This is a genomic window from Enterobacter sp. R-1.6.2 (assembly GCF_035064085.1).
Lineage (GTDB): Bacteria > Pseudomonadota > Gammaproteobacteria > Enterobacterales > Enterobacteriaceae > Enterobacter > Enterobacter asburiae_B.
The window spans coordinates 277,368-296,920 of the sequence record NZ_JASEYI010000001.1; the positions used below are offsets into that span (position 1 = coordinate 277,368).

At 57.0% G+C, this 19,553-nt stretch carries 14 protein-coding genes; 3 read left to right on the forward strand and 11 right to left on the reverse strand.

Features of this window, described 5'->3' with window-relative positions; all coding sequences use genetic code 11:
- The first annotated feature begins 34 nt into the window (after nucleotides 1-34).
- Nucleotides 35-1,714 carry a C4-dicarboxylic acid transporter DauA gene (dauA, locus tag QMN93_RS01290; RefSeq protein ID WP_193139418.1) on the forward strand — a complete coding sequence of 560 codons (1,680 nt, stop codon included), beginning with the start codon at nucleotides 35-37 and terminating at the stop codon, nucleotides 1,712-1,714.
- Here the strand turns inward: dauA and QMN93_RS01295 are convergent.
- Together QMN93_RS01295 and ychH are read right to left on the reverse strand one after the other, a co-directional pair.
- On the reverse strand, nucleotides 1,700-2,758 hold the full coding sequence (locus QMN93_RS01295) for a MerR family transcriptional regulator (protein WP_193139420.1): 1,059 nt from the start codon (nucleotides 2,756-2,758) through the stop codon (nucleotides 1,700-1,702). The genes dauA and QMN93_RS01295 overlap by 15 nt on opposite strands.
- A 120-nt stretch (nucleotides 2,759-2,878) precedes the next feature.
- Entirely contained in the window at nucleotides 2,879-3,154 is a 276-nt protein-coding gene (ychH, locus tag QMN93_RS01300; RefSeq protein WP_032656663.1) for a stress-induced protein YchH, read from the reverse strand.
- A gap of 274 nt (nucleotides 3,155-3,428) precedes the next feature.
- Here ychH and pth point away from each other — a divergent pair, with 274 nt between their 5' ends.
- Both pth and ychF read left to right on the forward strand, forming a co-directional pair.
- Nucleotides 3,429-4,013 (forward strand): aminoacyl-tRNA hydrolase, encoded by a 585-nt coding sequence (gene pth / locus QMN93_RS01305; protein WP_193139421.1) that lies wholly within the window; start codon nucleotides 3,429-3,431, stop codon nucleotides 4,011-4,013.
- A gap of 126 nt (nucleotides 4,014-4,139) precedes the next feature.
- Nucleotides 4,140-5,234 carry a redox-regulated ATPase YchF gene (gene ychF, locus QMN93_RS01310; protein ID WP_023312134.1) on the forward strand — a complete coding sequence of 365 codons (1,095 nt, stop codon included), beginning with the start codon at nucleotides 4,140-4,142 and terminating at the stop codon, nucleotides 5,232-5,234.
- Between the two features lie 76 nt (nucleotides 5,235-5,310).
- Here the strand turns inward: ychF and comJ are convergent, their stop codons facing one another.
- The 9 genes from comJ to tssH form a co-directional block, all read right to left on the reverse strand.
- Nucleotides 5,311-5,793, reverse strand: coding sequence for a competence protein ComJ (gene comJ, locus QMN93_RS01315; protein ID WP_193139423.1), 483 nt, complete (start codon nucleotides 5,791-5,793; stop codon nucleotides 5,311-5,313).
- On the reverse strand, nucleotides 5,793-10,136 hold the full coding sequence (locus QMN93_RS01320; protein ID WP_226852643.1) for an RHS repeat-associated core domain-containing protein: 4,344 nt from the start codon (nucleotides 10,134-10,136) through the stop codon (nucleotides 5,793-5,795). Before QMN93_RS01320 ends, comJ begins: the two co-directional genes overlap by 1 nt.
- A 3-nt stretch (nucleotides 10,137-10,139) precedes the next feature.
- A complete protein-coding gene (locus QMN93_RS01325; RefSeq protein ID WP_064672673.1) occupies nucleotides 10,140-10,580 on the reverse strand; it encodes a DcrB-related protein in 441 nt (146 codons plus the stop codon).
- Nucleotides 10,581-10,655: 75 nt separating this feature from the next.
- Nucleotides 10,656-11,732 carry a hypothetical protein gene (locus tag QMN93_RS01330; RefSeq protein ID WP_064672674.1) on the reverse strand — a complete coding sequence of 359 codons (1,077 nt, stop codon included), beginning with the start codon at nucleotides 11,730-11,732 and terminating at the stop codon, nucleotides 10,656-10,658.
- Between the two features lie 3 nt (nucleotides 11,733-11,735).
- Nucleotides 11,736-12,290 carry a hypothetical protein gene (locus tag QMN93_RS01335; RefSeq protein WP_073000758.1) on the reverse strand — a complete coding sequence of 185 codons (555 nt, stop codon included), beginning with the start codon at nucleotides 12,288-12,290 and terminating at the stop codon, nucleotides 11,736-11,738.
- Nucleotides 12,291-12,365: 75 nt separating this feature from the next.
- Nucleotides 12,366-12,878: a hypothetical protein gene (locus QMN93_RS01340; protein ID WP_064672676.1), complete on the reverse strand. Its 513-nt coding sequence runs from the start codon at nucleotides 12,876-12,878 to the stop codon at nucleotides 12,366-12,368.
- A complete protein-coding gene (locus QMN93_RS01345) occupies nucleotides 12,859-15,399 on the reverse strand; it encodes a type VI secretion system Vgr family protein (RefSeq protein WP_193139426.1) in 2,541 nt (846 codons plus the stop codon). Before QMN93_RS01345 ends, QMN93_RS01340 begins: the two co-directional genes overlap by 20 nt.
- A 65-nt stretch (nucleotides 15,400-15,464) precedes the next feature.
- Nucleotides 15,465-16,883, reverse strand: a complete 1,419-nt coding sequence (locus QMN93_RS01350; RefSeq protein ID WP_193139428.1) for a serine/threonine-protein kinase — start codon at nucleotides 16,881-16,883, stop codon at nucleotides 15,465-15,467.
- Between the two features lie 24 nt (nucleotides 16,884-16,907).
- The gene (tssH, locus tag QMN93_RS01355) at nucleotides 16,908-19,523 is read right to left on the reverse strand and encodes a type VI secretion system ATPase TssH (RefSeq protein ID WP_193139430.1); all 2,616 of its coding nucleotides are present in this window, start codon (nucleotides 19,521-19,523) and stop codon (nucleotides 16,908-16,910) included.
- Nucleotides 19,524-19,553 lie beyond the last annotated feature (30 nt).

Sequence of the window (19,553 nt, forward strand, 5' to 3'; positions counted from 1 at the left end):
TGACAGATGATGCGCATACGGATGATAGATAATTGTGAAAAACGTAACCTCCTCACATGTTCTGCCCTTTCGCGCCCTCATCGACGCCTGCTGGAAAGAGAAGTACACCTCGTCACGCTTTGTACGTGACCTGATTGCCGGGATCACGGTCGGCATTATCGCCATCCCGCTGGCGATGGCGCTGGCGATTGGCAGCGGCGTTGCGCCGCAGTACGGCCTGTACACCTCGGCCGTTGCCGGGATCGTCATTGCCCTGACGGGCGGCTCACGCTTCAGCGTTTCCGGCCCGACCGCCGCCTTCGTGGTGATCCTCTACCCGGTTTCGCAGCAGTTTGGTCTGGCAGGCCTGCTGGTCGCCACCCTGATGTCCGGCGTCTTTTTGATTCTGTTTGGCCTGGCCCGCTTCGGGCGGCTGATCGAGTACATCCCCCTTTCCGTGACGCTGGGGTTCACCTCGGGGATTGGTATCACCATCGGAACCATGCAGATCAAGGACTTCCTCGGCCTGCAGATGCCCCACGTACCGGAGCACTACCTGCAAAAAGTGGGGGCGCTGTTTATGGCGCTGCCGACGGCCAACCTGGGCGACGCCGCCATTGGGATTGTGACGCTGGGCACGCTGATCGTCTGGCCTCGTCTGGGGATTCGTCTGCCGGGACACCTTCCCGCGCTGCTGCTGGGTTGCGCGGTGATGGCCATCGTCAATATGTTCGGTGGCCATGTCGCGACTATCGGCTCGCAGTTCCACTATGTTCTGGCGGACGGTTCACAGGGTAGCGGCATTCCGCAACTGTTGCCGCAGCTGGTGCTGCCGTGGGACATGCCCGGCTCCAGCTTCACCCTAAGCTGGGATTCCCTGCGTGCCCTGCTTCCCGCCGCGTTCTCTATGGCGATGCTGGGGGCAATTGAATCCCTGCTTTGCGCAGTCGTTCTGGACGGTATGACCGGCACCAAACACAAAGCCAACAGCGAGCTGGTCGGTCAGGGGTTAGGCAACCTCGTCGCGCCGTTCTTCGGCGGTATTACCGCAACGGCAGCCATCGCCCGTTCTGCTGCCAACGTGCGCGCGGGGGCAACCTCACCCGTTTCGGCGGTCATCCACTCCGTGCTGGTGATCCTCGCCCTGCTGATCCTCGCCCCGCTGCTCTCCTGGCTGCCGCTTTCCGCCATGGCCGCCCTGCTGCTGATGGTGGCCTGGAACATGAGCGAGGCGCATAAGGTGGTGAACCTGCTGCGTCGCGCGCCGAAAGACGACATCATCGTGATGCTGATCTGCATGTCGCTGACCGTGCTGTTCGACATGGTTATCGCCATCAGCGTCGGGATCGTGCTGGCGTCCTTGCTGTTTATGCGCCGCATCGCGCAGATGACGCGCCTTTCCCCGGTTAACGTCGAAGTGCCTGACGATGTGCTGGTGCTGCGCGTGATTGGCCCGCTGTTCTTCGCCGCGGCGGAAGGTTTGTTTAGCGATCTGGAATCCCGCATCGCGGGCAAACGGGTTGTGGTGCTGAAGTGGGATGCCGTACCCGTGCTGGATGCAGGCGGCCTGGATGCCTTCCAGCGCTTTGTGGCACGTCTGCCGGAAGGCTGTGAGCTGCGGGTGAGTAACCTGGAGTTTCAGCCGCTGCGCACCATGGCGCGCGCGGGCGTGCAGCCTATCCCTGGCCGACTCTCCTTCTACCCTAACCGTGAAGCTGCGTTAGCGGATCTGTGAGTGACCTGATGCAGAGAAACGTCTCTGCATCATCACCCCGATCGCCTGCTGGAGCCATGCAATCACGGCAGGGGTCATCCATGTACCTTTCATCAGGTGCGCCTCCTGTTGCATGGCAGTGCGAAACTTTTGCTGGGTCTCCGGGCTGGTGCCCGCGTAAGACTGGAACAATACCAGCCAGTTTTCAGCCAGCTTTTGCGCCTCCTCCGAGGCAGGATCGCTATTTTCCCGCTGCGCCTGATGCAGTTTCGCCACCAGCGGCGGCCACTCCATCATGCGGTCAAAGTAGTGTGCCCGGGTAAAGGCCATCTCTTCGGCAGTGAGATACTTCTCCCATATGCTGAGCTTAGATTCCGCAAACGCGCGCGTGATGTAATCCGTCATCTCCGGCGTGATACCGGTCTGCACCTGCATCTGCGGTTCAACGCTGTGCATCTCGTTCAGCCGGGTGAGAAATTCCGGCTTGCCTGCCGTGTCCTGCTCCAGGCGTTCCATCCAGCGCGTCGCCAGGTCCATGGCTCGCGCGTCCGTAACGGGTACATGTTGCTCCAGAAGCGTTTTGGCCTCTGCAACCAGCCCCGACCAGATAGCCGTCAGCGCATCCTTCTGCACCGCAAACGGCAGCTGCTGTAACTCTTCTTTGCTAAACCAGCGATCGTACATATTCATTAACTCCAGAGTCTGTAGCCAGGATTCCAGATCCGGCGTCGCATCGTCGATAAGCCCGGTCCGCAGCTCCACCAGACGGTCGCGCAGCGTATGTATGCTGCGCAGCTGTTTATCCAGCAGCGTGATTTGCGCATCGAGTAACTCGGTTAACGACAGCGACTCCTGTTCCAGGAAATCCCTGATTTCAGCAAGTTCCAGCCCCGCTTTTGCCAGCGCCTGGATCATGTGCAGACGCTGGACATCCGCCAGGTTGTAAAGCCGGTAACCTGCCGCGCTTCTGGCTGAAGGCAGCAACAACCCTGTTTGCTCATAGTGGTGCAATGTCCGCACGGTGATCCCGGCACGTTTCGCCAGCTCACCCACCTGAATCAACATAACTGCTCCTTTTTCTTTGCCAGTGGCGCCACTCTGGAGCCTTACGTTACGTGAGGGTCAACCCTTGATGCAAAAAAAACGACTCCCTCGGGAGCCGTTTCGGTGTTCTTTATCGTAGCACTAGCTGTGCTTATGCTGGTCGCGACGACAGCGTTTATCGTAGTGGCGCACCCACCAGTATTTGTCACAGACTTCCTCATGGCCGCTCACGCGAGCCCCTGCCAGCCACAATACCGCACCAACGAAGATGCTCAATATCGCGCCATGCGCAAAGTATTGCGGGAGGTCAAGCTGCGGTAACTGGTTTAAAATTGAATAACCCACGCCGGCTACCATCACGAACAGCCCCAATCCCATCAGCACGTTACCGAGTAACGAAGCGTTTTTGCGTTTCATGTGTCACCTCCGGAACTTTGGGTTGTCAGGGGAAAAGCCCCTAATCCTTGTGTGTAAAGTATAGACAACGCCCCTTTTATGAGTTGCGTGAATGATCACAATTACAGATAACTCCCAAACAAAAGTTTACAAATAAGACTTTGAACAGCTTGAAATTCTAATTGTTCAAATCAGAAATTATTCGTATTTCGATGAGAAGATCGCAGAATTTTGTCAAGCGGCGCGCCAGACAGTAAACTACGCGCCAGATCTGGAACCCATTAGGAATTGAATCGTGACGATTAAACTGATTGTCGGCCTCGCCAACCCGGGCGCAGAATATGCGGCCACCCGCCACAACGCCGGGGCATGGTACGTCGATCTGCTGGCCGAGCGGTTACGTGCTCCCCTGCGTGAAGAACCTAAATTCTTCGGGTATACCTCGCGTATCAACCTTGCTGGCGCGGATGTTCGTTTACTGGTGCCCACCACCTTTATGAACCTGAGCGGTAAAGCCGTGGCGGCAATGGCAACGTTTTATCGCATCAATCCGGATGAAATTCTGGTGGCCCACGATGAGCTGGATCTCCCGCCCGGCGTGGCAAAATTCAAACTGGGCGGCGGGCACGGCGGCCATAACGGTCTTAAAGACATCATCAGCAAGCTGGGCAATAACCCGAATTTCTACCGTTTGCGCGTAGGAATCGGCCATCCGGGCGATAAAAACAAAGTTGTCGGTTTCGTACTCGGTAAACCCCCGGTTTCTGAGCAGAAACTGATTGACGAGGCGGTAGACGAAGCGGCGCGCTGCACCGAAATCTGGCTGAAAGATGGGTTAACCAAAGCGACAAACCGCTTGCACGCTTTCAAAGCGCAATAATCCGCCCGATACGGCTTTTTTACCGCGCGTCATGCGGGTTACGTGTATAATAGGCGTAGTTATTTACTTTTCATCAGTCGGTTAACGTTAACGGATTGATTATCAAGATATTAAGGTGATTTAGAAATGGGATTCAAATGCGGTATCGTCGGTCTGCCAAACGTGGGCAAATCCACCCTGTTTAACGCGCTTACCAAAGCGGGTATCGAAGCGGCGAACTTCCCGTTCTGTACCATCGAACCTAACACCGGCGTTGTGCCAATGCCGGACCCGCGTCTGGACCAGCTCGCGGAAATCGTGAAGCCGCAGCGCATTCTGCCAACCACCATGGAATTCGTGGACATCGCGGGCCTGGTAAAAGGCGCATCCAAAGGTGAAGGCCTGGGTAACCAGTTCCTGACCAACATTCGTGAAACCGAAGCGATCGGCCACGTTGTGCGCTGCTTCGAGAACGACAACATCATCCACGTAAACAACAAAGTGGATCCGGCTGACGACATCGAAGTCATCAACACCGAGCTGGCGCTCTCTGACCTCGACACCTGCGAACGCGCGATTCACCGCGTGCAGAAGAAAGCCAAAGGCGGCGACAAGGACGCGAAAGCAGAACTGGCTGCGCTGGAAAAATGTCTGCCACAGCTGGAAAACGCGGGCATGCTGCGCGCGCTGAAAAACCTGACAGAAGAAGACAAGGCGGCGATCAAATACCTGAGCTTCCTGACCCTGAAGCCAACCATGTACATTGCCAACGTTAACGAAGACGGTTTCGAGAACAATCCGTACCTGGATAAAGTGCGCGAAATCGCAGCGGCTGAAGGTTCTGTAGTTGTGGCGGTTTGCGCTGCCGTTGAATCCGACATCGCCGAGCTGGACGACGCCGACCGTGAAGAGTTCATGGCCGAGCTGGGTCTGGAAGAGCCGGGCCTGAACCGCGTAATTCGCGCGGGCTATGAGCTGCTGAACCTGCAGACCTACTTCACCGCTGGCGTGAAGGAAGTGCGTGCGTGGACGATTCCTGTGGGTGCGACTGCGCCTCAGGCGGCCGGTAAGATCCACACCGACTTTGAGAAAGGCTTTATTCGTGCGCAGACTATCGCGTTTGAAGACTTTATCACCTACAAGGGTGAGCAAGGCGCGAAAGAAGCAGGCAAGATGCGTGCGGAAGGGAAAGATTACATCGTTAAAGATGGCGATGTGATGAACTTCTTATTTAACGTCTGATTTGTTTTGAATGAAAAAAAATCCACGCCAAGGCGTGGATTTTTTTCCGAGATAAATTTCCAGGTTAATATTAAATTTAAAAAACCCCTTCTTTGAGAGGATGATCTTTTATTCCTCCCCAAGGGTCATCTAGCAAAAACTTAGCAGCAATAGCTTCTTTTGCCGGCACAAGAGTGAAATTATAGTAAATTTCATCTCCTTCACAAATCTCATAAAAGAGTGAATAAACCTTATCGTTCACATCTATATTTAAATCGAATTTCTCAGTTGCAGAAGCGATTTGCAGCTTATCTTTATCCGTAATGAAAAATGGCACAACAATACAGCGCTGAGCATTTTCATCCATTTTAAAAGCATTCTCTATTTTGATATTGACGTTTGCTCCAAACGCGTCCTCTGGTAATGGATCGAATATAACATAATCCTTGTGTAGAACAGCACCTTGAGAAACATTACCTTTTCCCCACTGACTCAGCTTTTCGTCATAATCTCGGGATCGTAACAATATTTGACTATGCGAAATAAGTAGATCTACTGTTTGCATGCTCTTATCACTCATTATATTACCTCGACTTTTATTCTTGTTCCATCTGGCAGTTCTGATAAAACATTACCAATACTTGAACCTGCACCACGGTTATCACTAGGATCTATATATCTTACGCTAGCGCCATCACCGCCTTCTTTAAACATCGCCATAGGCCATTCATCACGATCATAACCAGGCTTTGTTTTGATATTTTTTAGACTCGTTTTCCTGTTAGCTTTCGCAGAGCCTCGTTGGATTGTTACAACCTTTGCATGTCCTAAATCGATCGCGTCTGATATGTGACCAAACGTTGCAGGATATTCAGAGCGTTTCAATTTCAAAACGTATTCGTAATTTTTTGACTTCGATTTTGTTAAAGTGCAACCAGCTAAACCCAGAGGATCTATCCAGGTAAGAGGGTTAACAGTATATTTATATAAGTTAATCCCCCCCGCCAACCCTATCGGGTCATGCTGCGTAAACCGCCCGCAGTCCGGGTCATAATACCGGAACAGATTGTAGTGCAGCCCTGTCTCACGGTCTAGGTATTGCCCCTGCATGCGCAGGTTCTGAGAATATCCTGATACCTGCGTCTCGCTTTCCCGCAGCAGCTTGCCCCAGGCGCTGTTCACCCCTTCCCAGCGTACCTGCCCTTCGATATCCGTCATCCGCTCCGGAGTGCCGTTGGGATGGCAGTGGAACCAGAAGATCTCCGGCGCTTCCACGCCGTCAATGCGCGCCAGCGGGTCGTAGCTGTCCTGATCGCTGTAGACGTAGGTGAGCGGCACATCCCCGTGCAACTCCTGCAGCAGGCGGAACCCTTCCCAGACAAACCGGGTGGTAACCGGCTTGCCGGTTGGCTGGCCGCCCAGCATCTGGCGTCGCGTTTTGCTGATGCGTCGCCCGAGCGGATCGTAGCGGAAGCTGACCTGCGTCTGCGGCTTGTTGCGGTCCCGCGGCTGGCTGATAACCTCCGTCAGGCGATGTTCACCGTCGTAGCGGTAGTGCCAGCGGGTCTGGCCATTATCCTTCTCAACGGTGCGGCCGTGGATGTCATAGCGCCAGCGAATGCCGTTCATCTGCGTCAGGCGGTTGTGCGTGACCTTCTCAGCAGAACCTTCGAGCGGGTTACCGGCAGCGTCCCAGCGCCACTGCTCCTGTCCGGGCAGCGTCCCGTCCTGAACGAGCAGGCGCCCGGCGCTGTCGTACTGCCAGCGGTACCAGCTGAACGGGTTATCGTCCCGCTCTTCCCGCACCAGGTTATTGCGGTAGTCGTAATCCCAGCGGCGGGACCAGCGGCGCGGCGACGGGCGTTGGGCATTGCCGGTAAAGACGTCCCGGCGATGCAGTCGCCCAAGACGATCGTATTCGCTGCGGGTGGTCAGCAGCCCCTGAGTGCGGCTGGTCTCCCGGTGGAGTTCGTCGCGGGTAAAGTCGGAGACCGACAGCTTATCGAGAGCAATGCTGAGCAGATGCCCGCTGCCGTAGTAAAACTGCTTGAGCTCGCGGCCATCGGGAAGCGTGATAGAGGTCCGGTTGCCCAGCGCGTCATACTCCCACGCCAGCTCGCCGTGCTCGCCCGCCTCGCGCGTCACGCGACCAAGCGCGTCATACTCAAAGGCCAGCTCCTGCTCTGCCGCGGTGGTCCACGCGTCGGCTGCAAGCGCAGGATGCAGCCCAATCCGGCTTAACAGCCCGGACGGCGTGTAGTGATAGCGTGTCTGCCCCTCCGGCGTGGTGCGGGCGACCAGCTGGCCGCTCGCGCTCCAGGCGAAGGCATGGGTGATGGCCTCAGGATGACCGGTGGCAAACGTGCGTGCTATCGTGCGTCCGCAGGCGTCATAGCGATACTGCGAGGCTACGCCATCGAGCCCCACCTCTTCCAGCAGCAGCGAGTCCGCGCCCCAGCGGAACTGATACGCTTCGCCGTTTTCGTTTTCCAGGGCAATCAGACGCCCGCGGCTGTCCCAGCGGCGACGGACCTCTTCACCCTGGGTATTACGCGTCGCGGTTAATCGCCCTGCCTCATCGTATCTGAACTCACTTTCCTTACCGTCGGCGCCCGCATGCTTCACCGGCAGGCCGCGTTCGTTCCATTTGAGCGATTCCGTCCAGCCTTCCGGGCGATCGAGCTGCACCGGACGCCCTGCGGCGTCGTAGCGATATCGCGTCTCTTCCCCGTCGGCGCCAGTCTCGGCCAGCAGCCAGCCCAGCGGATGGTAGCGGTAGAGGGTAATACGCCCGGAACAGTCCGTCGAACGAACAATCTGCCCGGCCTCGTTGTACTCCTGGTAGCGGCTGTTTCCGGCGGCATCGACCTCTTCAACGACCTGGCCGAACTCGTCCCGGCGTAGCTGCGTGGTCTGCCCCATCGGGTCCACCACGCGCTTAAGCCCGTGATGTTCGTCGTACCAGAACCGGGTGGCGCTGCCGTCGGCTTCGATAATGGCCGCGGGAAGCGCGCGGTGCTCCAGCCAGGCGGTGGTGCGGGTATTGCCGTCGGCATCGATCTCCTGAACCCGGTTGCCCATCTCGTCGTAGACGAAGGTAACGGCATTGCCGAGCGGATCGATGCGGCGCGTCAGAAGCTCGTTCTCGTCCCACTCGTAGCGCCAGTTTTCACCGCGCTCGTCAACGTAGCGGACAATCAGATTCTGCGCGTTCCAGTAGTGGCGGCGCGTCTGGCCGTCGTAGTGCTCGACGGTCGTCAGCCCGGCGGCTAAATCGTAGCTAAAGCGGCACCCGTCGCCGGTGCTGGTGCGGTTTTCCACCACGCGCCAGTGATCGAATTTTTTCCAGCGGTATTCGCTCTCCAGACCGCCCGGCATCCGGTGCCAGACCATCAGCCCGTGCTCGTTATAGCGGTATTCACGCGTCACCACGCCGGAGGCATCCGTCGCGCTCGCCAGCTGGCCGCGCGCGTCGTAGCCCCACTGCATCAGCGGCCATGTCTGGCTGCCGTCGAAATGGCTGGCTGCGGTAACGCGCTGCGGGAAACGTTCATCTTCGTAGCGCAGGGTGACGTCTATCGCCCGCGGCTCGTCGTGAAGGCCGACCAGCCTGCCGTGCTCGTCCCACTCCGTCAGCAGCGCGTTGCCGTATTCGTCGCTGAGGGAGGCCAGACGCAGGATAGATGGATTCGCCCGGGTCGGTTTATACAGACGCCACACCGCGCCGTCATCGTCGGCAATCGCCACGTCGCCGTTCTCATTGCGGCGGATGATAATGCCTTCGCTGATGCTGTAAAACGCGCGCTCGACCGGCGGCAGCTCGAAGCTCAGCTCGCGCCCGGTTTCGTCGAACCAGGTGGCGTTGTTGTCTTCCAGCGTGAGATAGCTGTCAAAGGTGGTTGCCCAGCCCAGACCGAACAGCCCTTCCCGGGTGGTCAGGCTGTTGTAGCTGCGCTGCCAGCGAAGCGGAAAGCGCCCCGGCAGCGAGAAGTCGAGCTCGTCGTCGTCATTCAGCACCTTCACGCCGGTGGCGGCGTGAACCGGGTGCGAGGAGCCAAACACCGCATTCACTGCCATATCGGCCAGCATCCCGCCGCCGGCCGCCGCCAGCGCGCAGGGCATGTTTTTCAGGATCTTACCCGGACGCCCGCGCAGCAGTGAGAGCGCAATCATCCCCAGCGCCAGACCCGGCGTTTTACCGCTTTTGATATCGCGAACCGTGAGCGTGTCGCCGCCGATGATCACGTTCGGGGAGACGTCGTCGGAAACGGTGCCTTCGCAGGTGGTGCGATCTTTGGCGCGCACCGCGGGCTGCCCGTTGATGAAGACGCTTTTAGAGCCTTCCGCCAGATACTGCGGCCCGGAGTGCTTTTCGCACGCCACCTTGTCTTCTTCCAGCGGCGAGGTTCCCGCGGCGGCAGAGGCCACGCTCGGCTGCCACATTTCGCTGCCAAACTGTCCGGCTGCGGAAAGCAGCATGCCCGCGTAATCGGCAAAGCTGCCCGGCGACTGCGGCTCAGGAGACGGCGTATCGGCGGGCGTCAGCGTGCCTGCCGCGCGCGCGGCGGGGATTGCGTTGGTGAGAACGTTACTGGAACCGGTAGTGATTTTACCCGCGGGCGACGGCGGGAAAAGCGCATTACCTAACCCCTCAGCGGCGTTGCTGATATCGTCGGTGATCCCCGCGACGTTCGCCAGCACGCCACCGATAATCCCACTTAACAGACAGCTGGATCCAATTGCTGCCACGCCCGCTGCGGCTGCCCCCGCCCCCAGCAATGGCGCCGCTACGGTTGCTGCTGCGCCTACCGCCGCGCCGATCACCGCATAGGCGGCACCTTCCGCCACAATGCTGGTGATGTCAGCAAAAATGCTGGAGTGAATAATCTCGTCGCCCTTACGGGCCGCGTTGTTATCGCTCATGCCTTACACATTCCGGTTGTCGTTTAGCGTCAGACTCTGCTTAAGCGCGCTCCAGCGCACCTCGTCCTCTTCGGTGAATGCCCTGAGTGCCGAGAGGGTAAAAATCATCAATACCGGTTTACCCGGCGTCTGCACGGCCAGCTGTTTTTGCCACAGGCGCTGCCCGTTACGGTCAAAGGTGGTCTCAACTTCCAGTCCGTTAATTTTTCCGTCAGGCCCGGCTTTTACGTTCCGGAATTCGCTCTGGGCAATTTCGCCCATCTGAGGACGCAGCACATCCCACTGGCGGTGGAACTCTTGTTCATAGTCGCCCCCATCGGGGATAACGCCGCGGCTGACCACCACGGACAGCCCGCTTTCGTCATCGCGAATAATATTCATGCTGTTATCCTGCCAGGCAGCAGGAAAAAGGGAAAACGAACCTTCCTGGAGGGTGTATTTCATAAGTGAACTCGGGATGATTAATATTGTGAGAAACAAAAAGGGCAATCCATGCTGGCCCTCTGGCTGGCTGTTTTATTATTTACGCCATTGACCTGACTGTTCGACTAAAACATGGCTGCCTTTGCTGACAACCAATTTCGCGGGTGCATACGTCACGGTGTAAACGGTCTCGCCATTCTTGTACGTTGAGCCGATTATTTTACCTGCGAAGTCGTGCAACGTTTTTCCCCTTAAGGAGATCGTACTGTTATCGCTTTTACGCACGCCGAGATAAGCCATCTGGTCACATTCGCTATCAAAATGACCGCACGTATTTATCAGCGAAATAGAGAACGTTTCGGTGTCGAGATTTCTGGTTTCAGCGCTATGAACCGAAGCGGCTTTACGTAACGTATAACGCAGCGGAGCATAATAATTTCCTTTATGAGGAGGAGTAACTAAGCGCCATTCCATTTCACTCCCCTTTATTTCCAGAACAGCCCGTCCGCCTACGTCGCCAAACAATGAGTTGAACTCAACGTTGGCACGATTGCCTGCGATCGTACCGCTAAGATTACGCTCATCATCTTCCGGGCAATCTATGCGATTTCCTCTCTGGGTGATATAGCAATAAGTCCCGGTGATATGGTTGCCTGATTCAGCTAACCGCAGGGTTAACGTTGAGTCGTTCTCGTATTCGCCAGCCCATTCTCCGTCAAACGCGAGGCCTGATTGGCTGTTCGTTGCAAAATGCATCGCATTGAATCTGGCGGCCCATTGCTGAATATCGGCATGAATAACCGGGCTATTATCAGAAGACTGGTAATGAATAACGTCCGACTCCGGAACCACCCAGGCCGCAAAGATTTTGCCGTCAGGATTGATGACCAGCGCTGACGCATTCTCCTGGTAGAGATCCTTTAGCCAGCCTTCGACAAACAATCCTCCACCTGTGGTGGTATGCGGTTCACCGAAGACATCAAAGTTATCAATAAAGGTCTGGTAATGATTTCCCAGCGTCTTCCTGAGATTGTCTTTCACTTCGCTATCGTTAACGATGCGACTTACCGTATCAAGCTTATTGTATTGCGATAATTCAAGCGCTGTTGACGTTTCAACGACGCCTGTCAATAAAGCGGTGAACAATACGACTGCAAGATATTTTTTGGTCATAAGTCACTCTGAAGAACCATTATCGTAATTCATTGTTATTTTTACAACCTTACTGTCCTTAACCTCAAAAGAGAGTAATTTCTTACCCAATTCATACGAAACCCACTGCTCCCCGGAGTCATTTTCGACATGGCCACCACCATAAGCTTTATCAAGTTCATTTATTGTTGAACCAATATGGATCCCGCGAACTGTTTTGCCATCCGGAGTAGTTAGCGTTATCTGCGCCACAATATAATCGTCAACACTTCGCTCGGTTTTATCCCACCAGAGATTGGAACTGAATATTTTTAAACCAGTCTTCTGATGCTGGTAGAATTTATAGTTCGTTCCGTCAAAAGGAACCTCACCGACAAAACTACCTTCCACAGAAACTGCAATTTTACGCGCAACCTCAGAAGTCCATCTATCGCCCAGTGCCACAATCTGGTCTTTTATCTGCAGAGAAAAATCCTCTTTAGCCAGAATGGGCGGCATAGTCTGAGCCACTACTTCATAACTGCTCAGAAAGGTAGACATGAGAGTAAAAAAAAGAGAGACAGAAAGGCGTTTTTTCACGTTAATCGTCATTTGCTGGATAAATATTATGCTACTCACCACTTTAAAAAGCGGTGAGTAATGAAATAAGCATTTTTAGTCAGCGCTAATTGCGACCCCACCCAAGCAGTCAGGTTTTTTTACCGTGAAACTGAAGCTTACCTTTTGTCCATTCATATCCTTTGGCGCTGTATAACTGGTCACTTCGTTCTCCGAACGGCCTCGTGGATAATCAGTTAACGTCAGTTGCGGATAATGTTTTTTAACAGTGTCGAGAGTGATGCACTGGCCGGACGGTGAAAAATTCAGTAACGGTGCCATACCGTCACTTTCTTTACTTAAACGTAAATCAATTGCAGTAATGTTCGTTCCATCCGCCAGTTTGATATCGTCGGCATTGTAGAAATTGATATATTCATTCTGTTTCGTTAGCCTGAATGACAACGGAGCGTTATCCAGACTGTTAACGGACAACGTTTTGAGTGATGCGCTCATTTTTGCAATGAACTGCCAAAGATCCTGTTTCTGCATGTTACCTCCTGCCATTCCCGTCGTTAATAAAGCCGCAAGCACCGCACCCGTTTTTAGACTATGGATAATTTTTATCATACCAACCGCCATAATAATCTTCGTAATATTGCCCCGTGGTGGACGTTTGTTCGCCTTTGCCAAAGATACGGCCTATCTGCGTACGCGCTTCACTTTCCTTTATAGCCCCACGTTCGAGAGAATCATAGATACGATTATATTGTGTCTGATTTACCGGATTGCCCGCAATACCGATATCCCCGCCCTTGTTGGCTATGATTTCGCGTTGGACCCGGATATTGTTCAACGTTGCAGCGCCTTCATCACTGAGTGTGCTGTTCAGATAGGCGTCGCGCGAAGAAAAATCAATGTTGGGTTCATATAAAGCGTGACCACTTTCATGTGACAGAGACTGAACGACTGCATTCGGGTTACCGAGCTCATTTTTATCAACGGTAATAACGCGCTTTTGACGATTGGCAAACGTCCCCTTGCCTGCTTCACCTTCTTCAAATGTCCAGCCTCGTTTCTTTAACGTAGCTATGTCATTTTTCATAGTAGGTGATTTATCGACAAGACTATCAACATCCTTTCCATATCCGCTTGAAGGAACATTGGATGCTTGAGGCGTAGCGTTTTTAGAAGTTTCGGCAGGTGCGCTGGCAGCCACACCAGCCTTACTCTCCTTTCCCGGCGCAAATTTCTCCTGCACCGCCGCATCAATATCCCCTTTATGCCCAGAACCCGGTGCTGTAGTGCCCGGCTTGGTTCCCGACGTATTCAGGTGCAGCTTACCGCCCGTGGTGATATACCCATCCCCTTCCACGAAGAAGTTAAACTCTTTGCCGATCAGGTTAATCTTGCCGTTAGCATTCAGTTCAATCGCGCTTTCACCGGAGACCAGCCGCAGCTTCGTCCCGGAAGCAATCACATACTGCTCCACCGCTGCATCCAGCTTGCCTTTCCCCGTCAGGATCTCGGTTCCACCTTTCACGGCCTGGGTCTGGTTCGCTTCCACGCGGTGCAGTTCATTTTTCTTCACGTAATGGCTGCGCGCCCCGCCGACGCTGTGCGTTTCATCGTTCTTAACACTGGTGTCCATGTTGCGCTCGGCCTGGATCCACACCTGCTCTGCGCCCGCTTTATCCTCAAACCGCAGGGCGTTGGCATTGTCGACTGAACCGTCTTTCGTGCGGCTCATAAAGCCCATCTGCGTCGCCGCGGCAGGCAGCGCCCACGGCGGCATGCTCGCGTCGTTGTACACGCGCCCGGTAATAATCGGACGATCCGGATCGCCGTTGATAAAGTCCACCACCACCTCATCGCCGACGCGCGGGATCTGCACCCCGCCGTAGCCCTGGCCCGCCCACGCGCTCGACACGCGCACCCAGCAGGAGCTGGTGTCATCGCCCTTCGCCAGGCGGTCCCAGTGAAACTTCACCTTCACGCGGCCGTATTTGTCCGTCCAGATACTCTCGCCCTTCGGCCCCACCACTTTCGCGGTCTGCGGGCCGTAGGTGCGCGGCCACGCCGTGGTCTGCGCCGGACGGTACACCACCGCCGACGGGATGACCGTAAAATCGGTGCGGTGAATGGTTTCCCCCTCGCCGCTGGCGTAGCGGTTCTCTTCGAAGTGGTAACCCGCCGCCGTCACCAGATACTCGCCGTTGTCGCTGAAGAACGGCGCGTTGGTTAAGGTGAAGGTGTGCCCTGGCGCAATCCCCGCCGCCGTGGCGGTGGCCTGAATCTGCTGATGCTCCACCTGCCAGCGCTCCTGGCGGATGCGGGCATAAAACTCCCCGTGGCCTTTGTCCACAAAGCGACCCGGCCAGTCGTACACGTCGATGCTGCCCGGCTTCGGCGACGCCGGGTTCTGCTGGGCCTGGAACAGCCACGCGTTCGGCTTGCGGAAGTCATAGTCGTCGAGGCTGTAAATTCCCGGCGTCACGCTGTCCTCCAGCGCCCACTGGCTGATGCCCTCTTCGTCCGTACTGCCGCCTGACGGCGTCTGATGGTAAGGAATAACCTCATAGCCGCTGAACGGCTGATGCTGCGTGGCGGCGTCGGTGAGCACCAGGGTGTGTTTGTCCGCCTCGTGGCTGAAGTGATAGGCAATCCCCTCCAGCTCCATCAGGCGGCTGATGAAGTCCAGGCTCGACTCCTGATACTGCACGCAGTAGTCCCACACCCGGTAGCTGCCGGTGAGCTTATCCTCAACGTTGACCTGATGCTCGCCAAGCAGGGTTTTGACAATCTGCGGCACCGTCTGCCCCTGGAAGATACGCAGGTTACGGTCGCGCTTCATCGGCCACAGGTCCGGCTCAACCGTCAGCTGGTACACCGCATAGCGGGTGCCCGTCAGTTCGACGGCGCTGACCGCCACGCGGGTAATTTTGCCGTTAACATAGCGGGACGTCAGCAGGTTCTGCGTCGGGATGGTCACCGTGACCGGCTGGCCCAGCAGCTTGCTGCGGTCAATGCGCGCGTCCGTGCCGAGCACGGTCAGCGTCAGCGCGAACGACTCGGACATCGCCTCGCGGCCCGTCAGTTTCCAGAACAGAAGCCCCTCCACCGGGAGCTGAACGGTAATTCGGTTGAGCATAATCTTTATTCCATCTAGCTTATGCGATTCAGAAAAGAGGTTCGCATCTGTGACTGAGCGTAATTCTAAGGGTTCACCAGCCAGGTGCCCGGCTTGGTGATATCCAGCGTCTGGCCACGCGTTCTTCCGTTGCCCTGGAGTTCAATCTTCACCTCACCGGCCGGCAGCTTGAGCGATGCATAGCCGTTGGTCGCCGGACGCAGCGCTTTTGGCTCGCCGTTCACTTTCAGCGTTTCGCCGTCGAGGATGCGGATATAGACCAGCGCAACAGGGCTCTCCACAGGCGGCGGAGTCTGCTGGGCCGTCGCCTGCTCGTTAACCTTCGCCGTTTCCGGCTTCACGTCCGGCGCCTGTGCGGCGGTTTCAGTCGAACGCGTCTCTGCCGGTGCCTGTGCTGCCTGCTCGGGAGCATCGTTACCGCCGCTGAACAGCATCGCCCCGGCGACAATACCCACCAGCACGCCTGCGGCAACCATGCCAGGGATCTTGTAGCGGCGCCAGTCGAGCAGCGAAGCCGGTTTTTCGTCTTCGACCGGAACCAGCATCGTGCCGGGCTTTTTCGCCGTCAGCACGTCGTTGATCCCTGCGACCGGCATCTCTATCAGCGCGGCGAACTCGTCGATTGACTGCGGACGGTCCTCCATGTGCAGCGCCAGCGCGCGGTCGATGGCCTGCAGCAGCGGAATGGAATAGCCCTGCGGCATGATTTCCACCAGCGGTTTGCAGGTATCCTGAATCGAGCGCACCACGCTGACCGGCGGCGGAGACCCCACAATCAGGGTACGCAGCACCGCGCCGAGGGCGTAAATATCCGTCCACGGGCCCTGCTCGCTTTCGTTATCGTCGGTGTACTGCTCGATCGGCGCAAAGCCCGGGCGCAGCATGGTTTCCGTTTCATCGGAGAGGTTACCGATGGTGCGGCGCGCGGAGCCGAAATCAAGCAGCACCGGCAGGCCGTTATCCTGGATCTGAATGTTATCCAGCGAGATGTCGCGGTGCAGATAGCCTTCGTTGTGGATGGTCTTGATCGCACCGAACAGCATCGGCAGCGTGCGGCGGATCCAGGCCTCGTTGATCAGCTCCGGCTTTTCCTCGCGCAGGCGCGAAAGCGTGGTCCCGCTGTAAAACAGCGTCCCCATGTAGGCCGTGTCGTTTTGCACCCAGAAACGCAGGACGTGCAGCAGGTTCGGGTGGTTAAAGCGCGCCAGCAGACGCGCCTCCTGAATAAAGCTGTTCAGGCCTGCGGAAAACGCTTTGCCAAAGCGCTCGCTGCGCAGCACAAGGGTCATGTCGTCGCCGCGCACGGCGAGCGAGGAAGGCATAAATTCTTTGATAGCGATAGTGCGTTCGAGCTGGTGATCCCACGCGCGATAGACGATGCCAAAACCGCCGCCGCCGATCACCTCTTTGATTTCAAACTCGTTGAAGCGGTACCCGACCGGGAGCGCGTTTGGGACAGTCCGATTGTTATCATTATCCGTCATCTTTTACAGTTCTCTTGATGATTATTACGCGGCAAACTGACAGTGAAACTCGCCCTGCTCGCAGGTGACGTGCAGACGTCGGTACTGCTCGTCGCTGCGGCTGGCGGTAAGTAAGATCTGGCTCATCTGAGGCAGCAAGGTGTTGGTCAGAATAGCATCCACCATGCGACCGCCGGACTCCACCTCGGTACAGCGCTGAACAATCTGTTCCACTACGCTGTCGTCAAATTCAGAAATAATGCTGTGATTCTCTTCCAGACGACGCTGAATGCGCTTGAGCTGCAGGCGAACAATCTGCCCCAGCATCTCGTCGCTGAGCGGGTAGTACGGCACCACCAGCAGGCGGCCCAGCAGCGCCGGTGGGAAGACCTCCAGCAGCGGCTGGCGCAGGGCGCCGCTTAACGCATCAGGCTCCGGCATCAGCTCCGGATCGGCGCACATGGCGCTAATCAGGTCGGTGCCGACGTTGGAGGTCAGAATAATGATGGTGTTCCGGAAATCGATGTGGCGCCCCTCGCCGTCTTCCATCCAGCCTTTATCAAAGACCTGGAAGAAGATCTCGTGGACGTCCGGGTGCGCTTTTTCAATTTCGTCCAGCAGCACCACGCTGTACGGGCGGCGGCGCACGGCCTCGGTCAACACGCCGCCTTCACCATACCCTACGTACCCCGGAGGCGCACCTTTTAAGGTGGAAACGGTGTGCGCTTCCTGGAACTCACTCATGTTGATGGTGATAACGTTCTGCTCGCCGCCGTACAGGGATTCCGCGAGCGCCAGCGCGGTTTCGGTTTTACCGACCCCGGACGGGCCGCACAGCATAAAGACGCCCACCGGTTTGTTGGGATCGTCCAGCTTCGCCCGCGAGGTTTTCACGCGGCGGGCAATGAGATCCAGACCGTGACGCTGGCCGATAACGCGCTGGTTCAGCGTGTCGGCGAGGTTGAGTACCGCGTCGATCTCGTTTTTCACCATCCGGCCCAGCGGGATCCCGGTCCAGTCAGAGACCACCGCGGCAACCACGTTTTCATCCACAGCCGCAAACAGCAGCGGCTCATCGCCCTGCAGGGCGTTCAGCGCCTGCTGCTGTTCCGCCAGCTGGCCGCGCAGCTCGGCGCTATCGTCATCGCCCGCCGCGAACAGCGCCGCGCGCAGGCGGATAATCTCCTGCACCAGGCTGCGCTCTTCTTCCCAGCGCTGGGCCAGGGCTTCGCGTTTTGTCTCATACGCGTCGCGTTCGGCGAGTAAAGCGGTCACGCGCTCGGCGTCGCCGGCTCCCACGCGCGCTTCGCGCTCAGCGATCTCAATCTCCACGTCCAGCGCGGCAAGGTGGCGCAGGCAGTCTTCCAGCTGCGCAGGCGGCGCGCTCTGGCTGACCGCAACGCGGGCGCAGGCGGTGTCGAGCAGCGCAACGGCTTTATCCGGCAGCTGACGCGCCGGGATGTAACGATGCGACAGCTTCACCGCCGCGCTGACCGCTTCGTCGAGCAGCAGCACCTGGTGGTGCGTCTCCAGCGGCGACACGGTGCTGCGCAGCATCAGAATGGCTTTCGCTTCGTCCGGCTCGTGGACCTGCACCGTCTGGAAACGACGGGTCAGCGCCGGGTCTTTCTCGATGTACTCTTTGTATTCCGCCCAGGTGGTGGCACCAATGGTGCGCAGCTGTCCGCGCGCCAGGGCAGGCTTCAGCAGGTTCGCCGCATCGCCGGTCCCCTGCTGACCGCCTGCGCCAATCAGGGTGTGGATCTCATCGATAAACAGAATAATTGGCGTGGCGCTGGACTGCACTTCATTGATTAACGCCTGCAGACGGGCCTCGAACTCGCCTTTCATGCCTGCGCCTGCCTGCAGCATGCCGATATCCAGCAGCCACAGCTGAATATTTTGCAGCGGCTCCGGAACGTCGCCGTCGGCAATACGCAGCGCCAGCCCTTCAACGACGGCCGTTTTCCCGACCCCGGCTTCCCCGGTCAGCAGCGGGTTGTTCTGGCGGCGACGCATCAGGATATCCACCATCTGGCGGATCTCCTCGTCGCGCCCGACAACCGGGTCAATCTTTCCTTCGCGGGCGCGGGCGGTCAGGTCCTGGCCGTACTGGGCCAGCGTCCCCTGCGCCGCCGGTACCGTACCCGCCGGTGCGTCTGCGGCGGCAGCGGCCTGCTGCGTCTCTTTGCTGTTGGCGCAAATCGCGTCGAACTGCTCAATCAGCACCTCGACGTTCAGGCGGGTGAACTGCGACGAGATGCTTTTCAGCACGTTGGCCAGATTCCAGGTTTTCAGCATGCCGATCAGCAAATGACCGCCGCGAATACGGCTGACGCCAAACTTCAGCGATCCAAACACCCAGGCGCGCTCCACGGCGCTGTCGATATGCTCGGAGAGATCGGAAACGGAACTGGCGCCACGCGGAAGGACATCCAGCGCGGCCACGATATCGCGGGTCAGCTGCTGTTCATCGAGGGCAAAGTGGCGGATGAGCTGCTGCAGATCGCCATCCTGCTGCTGCATCAGCTGATGCAGCCAGTGCACCAGCTCAACATAGGGGTTGCCGCGCAGCTTGCAGAACGCAGTGGCGCTTTCCAGAGAGGTAAATAACAGCGTATCCAGTTTGCCGAAAAGCACGGCACGGCTAATTTCTGACATGTTAGTTTCCATTAACAATGATTCGGTATA